The following is a 13,311-nucleotide window of genomic DNA, read 5'->3' on the forward strand; positions in this document are numbered from 1 at the left end:
TCAAGAAGAGAAGACCGTCTGTAAGAGCATGATTGGCAGGGCTAATTAGCAGTAAAAGGTCGTGCTGCTAAAAGTTTCACTGTATCTCATCACGTTTCCGTTGACAATTCAATATCAATTTTGGTAAGTTAGTAATAGAATTAGCACTCGAAACACAAGAGTGCTAACAGAGGTGATGATGAAATGCTTACGGAACGTCAGCTCTTAATTTTACAGACGATAATTGACGATTTTATCGGATCAGCACAACCTGTTGGATCAAGAACATTATCTAAGAAAGAAGAAATTACATTTAGCTCAGCGACAATTCGAAATGAAATGGCTGACTTAGAAGAATTAGGGTTCATTGAAAAAACACATAGTTCTTCAGGGCGCGTTCCTTCTGAAAAAGGTTATCGTTTTTATGTAGATCATCTTCTTGCACCGCAACATTTGCCCAGTGAGGATATTGTACAAATTAAAGACTTGTTCGCTCAAAGGGTTTTTGAAGCAGAAAAGCTTGCGCAGCAATCCGCGCAAATTTTATCAGAAATCACGAATTATACGGCAATTGTTCTTGGGCCAAAAGTAAGTGCGAATAAGTTGAGAAATGTACAAATTCTTCCGCTTGGTCATCAAACAGCGGTTGCAATTATTGTAACTGATACAGGACATGTGCAAAGTAAAACAATCACAGTTCCAGAATCTGTTGATTTGCAAGATTTGGAAAAAATGGTTAACATTTTAAATGACAAGTTGTCTGGTGTACCGATGTCCGAACTGCATAATAAAATCTTTAAAGAAATTGTAATGGTTTTGCGTCAGTACGTTCATAATTATGATAGTGTTATGAAGATGTTAGATGGTACATTCCAATTTCCGTTATCTGAAAAAGTGTATTTTGGTGGAAAAACAAATATGCTTGCGCAGCCAGAATTCCATGATATTCAAAAGGTCCGATCATTATTAAATATGATTGAGAATGAAGATGCCTTTTATGACATCTTAAAGAGTAAACAGATTGGCATTCAAGTGAAAATTGGTCGTGAGAATTCTTCTGCTGCAATGGAAAATTGTAGTTTAATTTCTGCGACATACTCAATTGGAGATGAGCAGCTTGGAACAATCGCGATTTTAGGACCAACAAGAATGCAATATTCTCGTGTCATTAGTTTGTTGCAATTGTTTACAAAACAATTTACGGATGGACCGAATGGTTTGTATAAACCGAAATAATTAAGAAACTTTCATTTGGGGCGGGGATCTTCTCTGCTACGGGTGAGTAGTTGAATATAAGAAATTAGATAGCTGGGTTCGTGTTGATTTATGCCTGCCCTGTCTTTTTAAGGAGGTGAAAGTTGTGGAAGAGCGTAATGAACAAATGGTAGAAGAAGTAAAAGAAGCGCAAACAGAAGAAGCTGTAGCACCAGAAAATAGCGAAGAAACTGTTGAAGAAAAAAGTGAAGCTGCTCTTTTACAAGAAAAAGTAGATGAATTACAAGCGGAATTGACGGAAACGGAAGGTCGCATGCTTCGTCTACAAGCTGATTTTGAAAACTATAAGCGCCGCGTTCAACTAGAGAAGCAAGCGGCTGAAAAATATAGATCACAAAGCCTTGTGTCAGATATTTTGCCGGCTCTTGATAACTTTGAAAGAGCAATGCAAGTAGAAGCAAATGATGAGCAGATGAAATCCCTATTACAAGGGATGGAAATGGTATATCGTCAGTTGCAAGAAGCATTAGCAAAAGAAGGTGTTGAAGCGATTGAAGCTGTTGGAAATCAGTTTGATCCGCATGAACATCAAGCTGTTATGCAAGTAGAAGACAGTGAATTTGAATCAAATGCGGTTGTGGAAGAATTCCAAAAAGGCTATAAGCTAAAAGATCGTGTGATTCGACCATCAATGGTAAAAGTAAATCAATAATTACATAAATGTAGGAGGTTTAGTCATGAGTAAAATTATCGGTATTGACTTAGGTACAACAAACTCTTGTGTAGCTGTTATGGAAGGCGGAGAGCCAAAAGTTATTCCAAATCCAGAAGGTAACCGTACAACTCCTTCTGTTGTAGCTTTCAAAAATGAAGAGCGTCAAGTAGGGGAAGTAGCGAAGCGTCAAGCAATTACGAACCCAAATACAATCATGTCTGTTAAACGTCATATGGGTACAGACTACAAAGTAGAGGTTGAAGGTAAAAACTACACACCTCAAGAAATTTCTGCAATTATTTTACAAAACTTAAAAGCTTCTGCTGAAGCGTACTTAGGTGAAACAGTAACGAAAGCTGTTATCACAGTACCAGCATATTTCAACGATGCAGAGCGTCAAGCAACAAAAGATGCAGGCCGCATTGCTGGCTTAGAAGTAGAACGTATTATTAACGAACCAACAGCAGCTGCGCTTGCTTACGGTTTAGAAAAACAAGACGAAGAACAAAAAATCTTAGTATATGACTTAGGCGGCGGTACGTTTGACGTATCTATTCTTGAATTAGCAGATGGAACATTTGAAGTTATTTCAACTGCTGGTGACAACCGTCTTGGTGGTGACGACTTTGACCAAGTAATCATTGATCATTTAGTAGCTGAATTCAAAAAAGAAAATAACATTGATTTAAGCCAAGATAAAATGGCGCTTCAACGTTTGAAAGATGCAGCTGAAAAAGCAAAAAAAGATCTTTCTGGTGTAACGCAAACACAAATTTCATTACCATTCATTAGTGCTGGAGCTGCTGGTCCATTACACTTAGAATTAACTTTAACAAGAGCGAAATTCGAAGAGATTTCAGCTAACCTTGTTGAAAGAACATTAGAACCAACTCGTCGTGCGTTAAAAGATGCTGGTCTTTCTCCAAGTGAATTGGATAAAGTCATTCTTGTTGGTGGTTCTACTCGTATCCCAGCTGTACAAGAAGCGATTAAACGTGAAACTGGTAAAGAACCATATAAAGGTGTTAACCCTGATGAAGTTGTAGCACTAGGTGCTGCAGTACAGGGCGGTGTACTTACTGGTGACGTAAAAGGCGTTCTATTATTAGACGTAACTCCGCTTTCTTTAGGTATTGAAACAATGGGCGGCGTGTTTACAAAATTAATTGAGCGTAACACAACAATCCCAACAAGTAAATCACAAGTGTTCTCAACAGCTGCTGATAACCAACCAGCAGTGGACATTCATGTGCTACAAGGTGAGCGTCCAATGGCAGCGGATAACAAAACGTTAGGTCGTTTCCAATTAACAGACATTCCGCCAGCACCACGCGGCATTCCGCAAATCGAAGTAACATTCGATATTGATGCGAACGGTATTGTAAACGTACGTGCGAAAGATTTAGGAACAAGTAAAGAACAAACAATTACAATCCAATCTTCTTCAGGTCTTTCTGATGAGGAAGTAGATCGTATGGTAAAAGAAGCGGAAGCAAATGCTGATGCTGACCAAAAACGTAAAGAAGAAGTTGAACTTCGTAACGAAGCGGATCAACTTGTATTCCAAACAGATAAAGTTGTAAAAGACTTAGAAGGAAAAGTAGATGCAGCTGAAGTAGCGAAAGCAACAGAAGCAAAAGATGCATTACAAGCGGCAATCGAGAAAAATGATCTTGATGAAATCCGTGCGAAAAAAGATGCACTTCAAGAAATCGTACAACAATTAACTGTAAAATTATATGAACAAGCTCAAGCTGCTGCAGGAGCACAGCAAGCAGAAGGCGCACAAGGAAATGCAGGCGCAAAAAACGATAATGTAGTAGATGCTGAGTTTGAAGAAGTAAAAGAAGATAAATAATCAAATAAGTAAGATGACAAAAAGTCAAAGTCAAGCGTGCCTTGGCTTTGGCTTTTTTCACGAGTGAAGAAAAGACTGGGTATACATGAAGTCTTTTGTGTGAGAATCCAATCTTTTTCTTTTTGCATACTGTAAGTGAGGAAACAGTGTTGCAAAGCACTTTCTTTCGATGTTAAAATTACGTTTATGTGAAAGGATTCGGGGGGTTACAAACTTATGAGTAAACGAGATTACTATGAAGTGCTTGGCATTAGCAAGGGTGCTTCGAAAGATGAGATTAAAAAAGCATATCGTCGTTTGGCGAAAAAGTATCATCCAGATGTAAGTACTGAAGAAAATGCAATTGAAAAATTTAAAGAAGTACAAGAAGCATATGAAGTATTAAGTGATGATTCAAAACGTGCGCAGTACGATCAATTTGGTCATGTTGATCCAAATCAAGGATTTGGTGGAGGTGACTTCGGTGGTGGCTTTGGTTTTGAAGACATCTTCAGTTCATTCTTTGGTGGTGGAGGCGGTAGACGTCGTGATCCAAATGCACCGCGTCAAGGAGCAGACCTTCAATATCAAGTTTCTTTAAAATTTGAAGAGGCAATTTCTGGTAAGGAAATGGATATTGAAATTCCAGCTGAAGATCCATGTAATACATGTAGTGGTAGTGGGGCAAAACCTGGAACTTCAAAGGAAACATGTTCACATTGTTCTGGAACAGGTCAAGTTAGCGTGGAGCAAAACACACCATTCGGTCGTATTGTGAATCGTCAAGCTTGTAGACACTGCTCTGGAACAGGCCAAATTATTAAAGAGAAATGTACAACATGTCATGGATCTGGAAAAGTACGTAAACGCAAAAAAATTAATGTTAAAATTCCAGCCGGTATTGATAATGGTCAACAAATTCGTGTTACTGGTAAGGGAGAGGCTGGTATTAACGGCGGCCCGGCAGGAGACTTATATGTAGTAGTTCGTGTGAAAGATCATGAATTCTTCCATCGCGAAGGTGATGATATTATTTGCGAAATGCCATTAACATTCGCACAAGTAGCGCTTGGGGATGAAGTGGAAGTTCCGACAGTGCAGGGGAAAGTAAAATTAAAAATTCCAGCAGGAACACAAACAGGAACAGAATTCCGTTTAAAAGGAAAAGGTGCGCCAAACGTACGTGGATATGGACAAGGTGATCAATACGTAGTAGTACGTGTTGTTACGCCAACGAAATTAACATCGCACCAAAAAGATTTATTAAAAGAATTTGCAGGTCAAGAAGATCATGATGATAGCCTATTTGGAAAGCTTAAGAGAGCTTTTAAAGGGGAATAATGGAAATAAAAAATGGAGTTGGTAAATTGTGAAATGGTCAGAAGTTAGTATTCATACAACAGAAGAAGCTGTAGAAGCAATCTCGCATATTTTACACGAAGCAGGTGCAAGTGGCGTTGCGATTGAAGATCCTGCTGAATTAACGAAAGAGCGTGAACAGCAATTTGGCGAGATTTATGCATTAAATCCAGCTGAATATCCGGCAGAAGGTGTGCTTGTAAAAGCGTATTTTCCAAAGAATGATGCCCTGCAAGAAACGATTACAAATGTAAAGTCTTCCATTGATCTGTTACCTTCTTATGGAATCGAGATTGGAGCAGCAACTGTATCTGTTAATGAAGTAGATGAAGAGGATTGGGCAACTGCTTGGAAAAAATATTACCATCCGGTGAAAATTTCTGATACATTTACAATTGTGCCAACATGGGAAGAGTATACTCCTTCCTCACCAGAAGAAAAAATTATTGAATTAGATCCAGGGATGGCATTTGGTACGGGAACGCATCCCACAACAACGATGTGCATCCGTGCTTTAGAGAAAACCGTCCAGCCAGGAGATACTGTTATTGACGTTGGAACGGGTTCTGGTGTATTAAGTATTGCGGCGGCTAAATTAGGTGCTGCTTCTATTCAAGCATACGATCTAGATCCGGTTGCAGTAGAAAGTGCGGAAATGAATGTCCGATTAAATCATACAGAACATGTTGTAACTGTTGGACAAAACAGCTTACTAGAGGGCATTGAGGGGCCTGTTGATTTAATTGTCGCAAATTTACTAGCGGAAATTATTTTACTATTCCCAGATGACGCAGCGAAAGTTGTAAAACAAGGTGGATTGTTCATTACATCTGGTATTATTGCTGCAAAAGAAAAAATGGTAACAGCCGCGTTAGTAAATGCTGGTTTTACAGTAGAAGAAGTGTTAACGATGGAAGATTGGGTAGCAATTATTGCGCGTAGAGGATAAACTAAAGTTTTCCTAATCAAGTGTTTATTACCCGTTTGTACGGGAGATGTAAGCGGAAAGTCTCTCGCTGAAAGTAGTGAGGGACTTACCGTTTGTTTCATCCAAATCATACCGTTTGGCTCTTTTCGTAAGCACTCGTTTACGAAAAGAGCTAAACTTTACTAAGGTGATAGAATGCAACGTTATTTTGTAGAAGAACAAAATGTAAATGAAATGGCGATTCGTATTGTAGGAGATGATGTTCATCACATCGGAAGAGTAATGCGTATGACGCCTGGTGATCAAATTTATTGTTGTACAAGTGGAAAGACGGCAATTTGTACAATTGCTGAAATTACCAATGAATTTGTAAATGCGACTATTGTAGAATGGGTAGAGATGTCAACTGAGCTACCTGTGTTTGTGACAATTGCAAGCGGATTGCCTAAAGGAGATAAGCTTGAGTTGATTTTACAAAAAGGAACTGAGCTTGGAGCAGCAGGGTTTTTACCGTTCCAAGCATCTCGATCGATTGTGAAATGGGATGCGAAAAAAGCTGAAAAAAAAGTAGAGCGTTTTAATAAAATTGTCAAAGAGGCAGCAGAGCAGTCTCATCGCAGCGAAATTCCGACTGTGTATGCGCCTGTTTCTTTTAAAGAGCTTCTCGCGATGAGTAAAGATTATGATAGCTGCCTTGTTGCGTATGAAGAGGAAGCGAAACAAGGTGAAAAATCAAATTTCGCTAAGGTTTTAACAAAATTAAGGCCAGGACAAAAGGTGCTCATTTTATTTGGGCCAGAAGGTGGTTTGACAGAAGAGGAAGTATCTTCTCTTTCTGAGCAAGCTTTTGTACCTTGTAGTTTAGGACCAAGAATATTGCGGACAGAAACGGCGCCTTTATACGCGCTAAGTGCCGCTTCTTATCATTTTGAATTAATGGGGTGAGTATATATGGCAACTGTTGCGTTTCATACGTTAGGTTGTAAGGTAAACCACTACGAGACAGAAGCAATTTGGCAACTGTTTAAACAAGGTGGTTATGAACGAACTGAATTTGAAAAAACAGCTGATGTGTATGTAATTAATACATGTACAGTAACAAATACAGGGGATAAAAAAAGTCGTCAAGTTATTCGTCGTGCCGTTCGTCAAAATCCTGATGCGGTAATTTGTGTAACGGGGTGTTATGCACAAACATCTCCAGCGGAAATTATGGCAATCCCAGGTGTAGATATTGTAGTAGGAACGCAAGATCGTGAGAAAATGCTTGGCTATATTGAAGAATACCGCAATGAACGTCAGCCGATTAATGCTGTACGTAACATTATGAAAACACGTGTATACGAAGAGTTAGACGTACCATATTTTACAGATCGTACGCGTGCATCTTTAAAAATTCAAGAAGGATGTAACAACTTCTGTACGTTCTGTATTATTCCGTGGGCTCGTGGTTTAATGCGCTCTCGTGATGGGAAAGAAGTCATTCGCCAAGCGCAGCAATTAGTAGACGTTGGCTATAAAGAAATCGTCTTAACAGGTATTCACACAGGTGGATACGGTGAAGATATGAAAGATTATAACTTAGCAGGACTACTTCGAGATATGGAAGCGCAAGTGAAAGGATTAAAACGCCTTCGCATTTCTTCCATAGAAGCAAGTCAAATTACTGATGAAGTGATTGAAGTACTGCGTGATTCTAAAGTTGTTGTCCGTCATTTGCACATACCACTTCAATCTGGATCTAATACAGTATTGAAACGTATGCGTCGTAAATATACAATGGAGTTTTTCCAAGAGCGTTTAGACCGCTTAAAAGAAGCGCTGCCAGGACTTGCAATTACATCTGATGTTATCGTTGGTTTCCCAGGTGAAACAGAAGAAGAATTTATGGAAACGTTCAATTTCATTAAAAATAACCGTTTCTCTGAACTTCATGTATTCCCGTACTCAAAACGTACAGGAACACCAGCAGCACGTATGGATGATCAAGTGCAAGAAGAAATGAAGAATGAGCGTGTACACCGCTTAATTGCGTTATCAGATCAATTAGCGAAAGAATATGCATCACAGTTTGAAGGTGAAGTGCTTGAAATTATTCCAGAAGAACCATTTAAAGAAGCTGATCGTGAAGGGTTATATGTAGGATATACAGATAATTACTTGAAAGTTGTCTTTGAAGGTTCTGAAGAATTAATCGGTAAATTAATTAAGGTGAAAATTACGAAAGCTGGTTATCCTTACAATGAAGCGCAATTTGTTCGTGTGCTAGAAGATGTATCTCCAAAAGAATCAGCAAGCGCGTAACAGAAAAGCATGCAAACAGTTTTGTTTGTATGCTTTTTTATTTGCTGGAGAAGTTAAAATATGAAAACGCTATACGTTATGTTATAATGCTGACGATTAAGGTTGTCAGACAACCGGTGAGCAAAAAATTCACTACGTATAAGTTGAGGAAGGGGCAATTTTTAAATGAACTATGCAAAATTAATTGATCATACGGCATTAAAACCAGATACAAAAAAAGAGGTAATCGTGACGTTATGCCAAGAGGCGAAACAACATGATTTTGCTTCTGTATGTGTAAATCCAACATGGGTTGAAACGGCAGCAGAACTGTTAAAAGGAACGGATGTAAAAGTTTGTACAGTAATTGGTTTTCCTCTTGGAGCAAATACACCAGAAACAAAAGCGTTTGAAACAGCAGATGCGATTGCTAAAGGTGCAACAGAGGTTGATATGGTAATGAACATTGGTGCGTTAAAAGATAAAAACGATGCGTTAGTAGAGCGTGATGTTCGCGCGGTTGTAGAGGCTGCAAAAGGAAAAGCGCTTGTAAAAATAATTATTGAAACATGCTTACTCACAGAAGAAGAAAAAGTTCGTGCTTGTGAATTGTCTGTAAAAGCAGGCGTCCATTTCGTAAAAACATCAACAGGATTTTCAACAGGCGGTGCAACAGTAGAAGATGTTGCGTTGATGAGAAAAACAGTAGGACCAAATATCGGTGTAAAAGCATCAGGTGGTGTTCGTGACGAAAAAGGCATGGATGCAATGATAGAAGCAGGTGCAACGCGCATTGGAACAAGCTCTGGCGTAGCGCTAGTAAGCGGAAAAACAGCAACAACTGATTATTAAAATAAAAGCGGAAGCCGCTCGTATAGAACATGAGGGCGTTGGAGCTCTTGACGTAGAGGCGTTTTTGCCTCGTAGGAAAGAGTGAAACGACCGATTGTTCTAGCGGCTGTAGCTGGATAAAATAAAAGCGGGCCGGTCGTTTATATAAGTCCAAATCAAAAAAGATAGAAAACCATTCTTTTTCGGTGGACGAGAGCATCTGGCCATGCGTAGAAGCGGTCAGTTCCTTTTTCAGGCACATGTTCAGCTCAAACAAAGGGAGAAAGTAAGTGAAGGTCTTTTTTCTGCATAGCAGCTTACAGTGCAGTATTTAGACGATGGAAAATTAGAAGTAAATATTTTAGTAGAATAATGTTGCATTGATATAGAAATTTGTATCGAAATTGCATGTACCGTGAAAAAAAGAAAAGTAAGTGCTCTTCTTTTCTTTTATCAGATAGTTGACCTAAAAGTATAAAATGTATTATAATCGTAAAAGACATGCTGAGAAAGTGTTTCTTTTTGCATGCTGAAATTAGGATGTAAGTGGATGTTTCGGAGGGAGGGAAAGAGAATGTCAAAAACAGTCGTTCGTAAAAACGAGTCTTTGGAGGATGCACTTCGCCGTTTTAAAAGATCAACTTCTAAAGCTGGTACGCTTGCTGAAGCAAGAAAACGCGAGTTCTATGAAAAGCCAAGCGTAAAACGTAAGAAGAAATCTGAAGCGGCAAGAAAGCGTAAATTCTAAGAGAGGGTGTAATTTATGAGTCTTCTCGGTCGTTTAAACGATGATATGAAACAAGCGATGAAGAATAAAGAAAAACAAAAATTAACCGTTATTCGTATGGTTAAGTCTGCTTTACAAAATGAAGCAATTAAACTACAGCACTCTCTTACAGAAGAAGAGGAACTAACAGTTTTAGCTCGTGAAGTAAAACAGTATAAAGACTCCCTCCTTGAATTTGAAAAAGCGGGTCGTGAAGACCTTGTTGATAAACTGAAAAGCGAAATTCAGATTTTAGAAACATATTTGCCAGAGCAATTAACAGAAGAAGAATTGACTGCTGTAATTCAGCAAGTTATTTCTGAAGTTGGTGCAGCTTCTAAAGCTGATATGGGCAAAGTGATGAGTGCTGTTATGCCGAAAGTAAAAGGTAAAGCAGATGGCTCACAAGTGAATAGGCTTGTTTCACAACTATTAGCATAAAAAAGCGTCTCATTATAATGAGACGCTTTTTTATGCTTTTTTTTAATTTGGACGTGATATTACAAGCTTTTTTTTCATACATATGGGATGAGAGGGGGGTCTTCGATGAGAAAGTTGCAGCAAGTGAAAAATTGGATTACGAAGCAGATAGACCTACCTGCAGATGTATTCATGGATCTGCCGAGAATTACACTTGTTGGGCAGGTACATATTTATATAGAAAATCATCGTGGATTATTGGTATTTAGTGATAAAGAGGTACGACTTTTATTAAAACAAGGACAATTATTAATAAAAGGAAATTCTTTTGTAATTAAGACAATTCTTCCAGAAGAGCTTTTACTTGAAGGAACCATAGAACAAGTCTTGTTTTTAGAAGATGAAAAAAAAGGAAAATGAAACTGTTATTCATGAGAGGCTTTGTTAAATGAATTAGGGGCAAGTGGTTAGGGAATAGTTACTTCTTAGTCCTCCTACTACTGACTGTATGAGCGGAGTAAAGTCATAGAGGTGGTGCAGATCTCTTAAGGGGCTGCGCCTTTTTTAGAAAGCTGATGGAGGCGAGCTATGAAAAATAAGTGGTTCACAAAATGGATTGGGTATGTAAAAGTGCGGATTCAAGGAAGAGGTGCAGAACGATTTATTAACGAATGTGTACGAAGAGATATCCTAGTTTGGGACGTTAAGAAAGTTGCAGATGATACACTTGTATTTTGTATATTGCTACGAGATGTGAAACGATTACGCCCGATTTACCGTAAAAATGAATGCACTCTATATTTTATTGGACGTTACGGAGTTCCGTTTTGGAATAAGCGCTTACTTCGAAATAGTGGTTTTCTTGTTGGTTTTCTCTTATTTTTCTTAGGTGTTATTGTTTTATCAAATATGGTATGGAAAATAGAGATAACAGGGGCGAAGCCGGAGACGGAATATATTCTGATGAAAGAATTGGACAAAATGGGTATTAAAAAAGGGAAGCTTCAATTTCAAATGCCAAGTGTAGAAAATATACAGCGTTATTTGACTGATAATATTAACGCCATTACGTGGGTTGGTTTGGATGTGAAAGGAACGACGTATCATTTTAAAATAGTTGAAAAAAACGAACCGGAAAAAGAAAAAGAACAAATGCCGCAACATTTAGTTGCAAAAAAAGAAGCGATTGTTACAAAAATGTTTGTAGAAATAGGAAAACCGATCGTTATGAAAAATGATTATGTGCAAAAAGGACAACTTCTTGTATCAGGAATGTATGGGAAAGAAGAGAGTCCTACGATTGTTTCAGCCAAAGGTGTTGTATTTGGTGAAACTTGGTACAAGTCTGAAGTGGAGGTACCTCTAAAAACGAAATTTCAAGTTTATACAGGGGGGGCATATAAAGAACATTATCTTACTTTTGGAAACATGAAAATAAAAATATGGGGATTTCAGCATGATAAGTATAAGCAGTCTAAAACTGAGATAGTAAGACATGATGTGAAATTGCTTGGTTTTACACTGCCGATTGCTTATGAAAAAGCGATTGTACGTGAAGAGGAAGAAGCAAACCGTGAATATACAGAAAAACAGGCAATAGCGGTGGCGGAGGAAATGGGGCAAAAAGAATTAAAGAAAAAATTGGATGAACGTGCTATGATTATAGGGAAGAAAGTTTTGTATAAACAGGTTGAGAATGGAAATTTAAAATTATTGCTGCATTATACAGTGATTGAGAATATTGCAGAGGCTCAACCGATATCTGAATCCGATATTCAAGGAGATTGAGTAATTAATGGCTGAACAATTAGTAGAGATGAATCAACAATTGGAAAACCATAATGAAGCAATTGCTTTGTTTGGAGTAAATGATGCACATTTAAAAATAATTGAGAACGAACTTGAGGTATCGATTGTTACGAGAGGTGAATCTGTTCGTGTTTCCGGAACAAATGAAGCGGTAGCTCTTGTTGAGGGGATATTACAACAACTTCTAGTTGTTATTCGCAAGGGTATATCAATTTCTGAACGTGATGTAACCTATGCCATTCAGCTTGGACGTCAAGGGAAACTGGCTCATTTTGAAGAGTTATATGAAGAGGAGATTTTTAAAACAGCAAAAGGTAAGTCCATCCGTGTGAAAACAATGGGACAAAGGCAATATATTTATGCCATTAAGAAAAATGACATTGTGTTTGGAATGGGACCGGCGGGTACTGGTAAAACATATTTAGCTGTAGTAATGGCTGTTCGAGCGTTAAAAAATGGTTATGTGAAAAAAATTATTTTAACAAGACCTGCTGTGGAAGCTGGAGAAAGTCTCGGCTTTTTACCTGGAGATTTGAAAGAAAAAGTGGATCCGTATTTACGACCTCTTTATGATGCTCTTCATGATGTACTTGGGCAAGAACATACGCAAAGAATGATGGAACGCGGCATCATCGAAGTTGCTCCGCTAGCGTACATGAGAGGGCGCACACTCGATGACGCATTTGTGATTTTAGATGAGGCGCAAAATACAACTGGAGCACAAATTAAAATGTTTTTAACACGTCTTGGATTTGGCTCAAAAATGGTTGTAACAGGAGACCCATCTCAGATTGATTTACCAAAAGGCGTGAAATCTGGTCTTTCTATTGCAGCGAATGTATTAGATCGTGTGCCTGGTCTTTCGTTTATTAAACTTGAGCAGTCGGATGTTGTTCGTCATCCACTCGTACAGCGTATTATTGAAGCATATGATAAAATGGAATGATCCTGCTTGTAAGGATCATTTCTTTTTATCCCGGTTGATTATAACCTTCTATATAAATCAATTTTAATCTTTCGACATATAAGTTGCTGTTATGCAGACTGTAACACGACCTGTACTCGCGCGCCCTTTGTTTTAAAACCTCGCATGTGGCAGAAAAAGGCCCTGACCGCTTCTAGGAGCGCCAGATGCTCTCGACCTCCTCTAAAAGAAAGTAGTTTTATGT

At 38.4% G+C, this 13,311-nt stretch carries 13 protein-coding genes; all 13 read left to right on the top strand.

The window, feature by feature from the left end; translation table 11 throughout:
- Window positions 1-183: 183 nt before the first annotated feature.
- Complete coding sequence (gene hrcA, locus H280_RS0116450) at window positions 184-1,215, top strand: heat-inducible transcriptional repressor HrcA (protein ID WP_020062235.1); 1,032 nt, start codon at window positions 184-186, stop codon at window positions 1,213-1,215.
- A gap of 124 nt (window positions 1,216-1,339) precedes the next feature.
- Window positions 1,340-1,906, top strand: a complete 567-nt coding sequence (gene grpE, locus H280_RS0116455) for a nucleotide exchange factor GrpE (protein WP_020062236.1) — start codon at window positions 1,340-1,342, stop codon at window positions 1,904-1,906.
- A 25-nt stretch (window positions 1,907-1,931) separates the two neighbouring features.
- Window positions 1,932-3,767, top strand: coding sequence for a chaperone protein DnaK (gene dnaK, locus H280_RS0116460; RefSeq protein ID WP_020062237.1), 1,836 nt, complete (start codon window positions 1,932-1,934; stop codon window positions 3,765-3,767).
- A gap of 216 nt (window positions 3,768-3,983) precedes the next feature.
- Window positions 3,984-5,087 carry a molecular chaperone DnaJ gene (gene dnaJ, locus H280_RS0116465; RefSeq protein ID WP_020062238.1) on the top strand — a complete coding sequence of 368 codons (1,104 nt, stop codon included), beginning with the start codon at window positions 3,984-3,986 and terminating at the stop codon, window positions 5,085-5,087.
- 28 nt (window positions 5,088-5,115) lie between these two features.
- Entirely contained in the window at window positions 5,116-6,054 is a 939-nt protein-coding gene (gene prmA, locus H280_RS0116470; RefSeq protein ID WP_020062239.1) for a 50S ribosomal protein L11 methyltransferase, read from the top strand.
- A 174-nt stretch (window positions 6,055-6,228) separates the two neighbouring features.
- Window positions 6,229-6,978, top strand: coding sequence for a 16S rRNA (uracil(1498)-N(3))-methyltransferase (locus H280_RS0116475; RefSeq protein ID WP_020062240.1), 750 nt, complete (start codon window positions 6,229-6,231; stop codon window positions 6,976-6,978).
- Window positions 6,979-6,984: 6 nt separating this feature from the next.
- Entirely contained in the window at window positions 6,985-8,337 is a 1,353-nt protein-coding gene (gene mtaB / locus H280_RS0116480) for a tRNA (N(6)-L-threonylcarbamoyladenosine(37)-C(2))-methylthiotransferase MtaB (RefSeq protein ID WP_020062241.1), read from the top strand.
- 165 nt (window positions 8,338-8,502) lie between these two features.
- The gene (gene deoC, locus H280_RS0116485) at window positions 8,503-9,168 is read left to right on the top strand and encodes a deoxyribose-phosphate aldolase (RefSeq protein WP_020062242.1); all 666 of its coding nucleotides are present in this window, start codon (window positions 8,503-8,505) and stop codon (window positions 9,166-9,168) included.
- A gap of 553 nt (window positions 9,169-9,721) precedes the next feature.
- On the top strand, window positions 9,722-9,895 hold the full coding sequence (gene rpsU, locus H280_RS0116490; protein ID WP_020062243.1) for a 30S ribosomal protein S21: 174 nt from the start codon (window positions 9,722-9,724) through the stop codon (window positions 9,893-9,895).
- Between the two features lie 15 nt (window positions 9,896-9,910).
- Complete coding sequence (locus H280_RS0116495; protein ID WP_020062244.1) at window positions 9,911-10,354, top strand: GatB/YqeY domain-containing protein; 444 nt, start codon at window positions 9,911-9,913, stop codon at window positions 10,352-10,354.
- Between the two features lie 105 nt (window positions 10,355-10,459).
- Window positions 10,460-10,753 (top strand): sporulation protein YqfC, encoded by a 294-nt coding sequence (gene yqfC, locus H280_RS0116500; protein ID WP_020062245.1) that lies wholly within the window; start codon window positions 10,460-10,462, stop codon window positions 10,751-10,753.
- Between the two features lie 168 nt (window positions 10,754-10,921).
- Window positions 10,922-12,121, top strand: coding sequence for a sporulation protein YqfD (gene yqfD, locus H280_RS0116505; protein ID WP_020062246.1), 1,200 nt, complete (start codon window positions 10,922-10,924; stop codon window positions 12,119-12,121).
- A 7-nt stretch (window positions 12,122-12,128) separates the two neighbouring features.
- On the top strand, window positions 12,129-13,088 hold the full coding sequence (locus H280_RS0116510; protein ID WP_020062247.1) for a PhoH family protein: 960 nt from the start codon (window positions 12,129-12,131) through the stop codon (window positions 13,086-13,088).
- Window positions 13,089-13,311 lie beyond the last annotated feature (223 nt).

Origin of the sequence: Bacillus sp. 123MFChir2 (assembly GCF_000383235.1) — a bacterium.
Taxonomy (GTDB): Bacteria; Bacillota; Bacilli; order Bacillales; family Bacillaceae_G; genus Bacillus_A.

Coding starts and splice junctions, on each gene's coding strand:
- hrcA (WP_020062235.1), top strand. CDS start 184: ATGCTTACGGAACGTCAGCTCTTAATTTTACAGACGATAATTGACGAT.
- dnaK (WP_020062237.1), top strand. CDS start 1,932: ATGAGTAAAATTATCGGTATTGACTTAGGTACAACAAACTCTTGTGTA.
- dnaJ (WP_020062238.1), top strand. CDS start 3,984: ATGAGTAAACGAGATTACTATGAAGTGCTTGGCATTAGCAAGGGTGCT.
- H280_RS0116475 (WP_020062240.1), top strand. CDS start 6,229: ATGCAACGTTATTTTGTAGAAGAACAAAATGTAAATGAAATGGCGATT.
- mtaB (WP_020062241.1), top strand. CDS start 6,985: ATGGCAACTGTTGCGTTTCATACGTTAGGTTGTAAGGTAAACCACTAC.
- deoC (WP_020062242.1), top strand. CDS start 8,503: ATGAACTATGCAAAATTAATTGATCATACGGCATTAAAACCAGATACA.
- rpsU (WP_020062243.1), top strand. CDS start 9,722: ATGTCAAAAACAGTCGTTCGTAAAAACGAGTCTTTGGAGGATGCACTT.
- H280_RS0116495 (WP_020062244.1), top strand. CDS start 9,911: ATGAGTCTTCTCGGTCGTTTAAACGATGATATGAAACAAGCGATGAAG.
- yqfC (WP_020062245.1), top strand. CDS start 10,460: ATGAGAAAGTTGCAGCAAGTGAAAAATTGGATTACGAAGCAGATAGAC.
- yqfD (WP_020062246.1), top strand. CDS start 10,922: ATGAAAAATAAGTGGTTCACAAAATGGATTGGGTATGTAAAAGTGCGG.
- H280_RS0116510 (WP_020062247.1), top strand. CDS start 12,129: ATGGCTGAACAATTAGTAGAGATGAATCAACAATTGGAAAACCATAAT.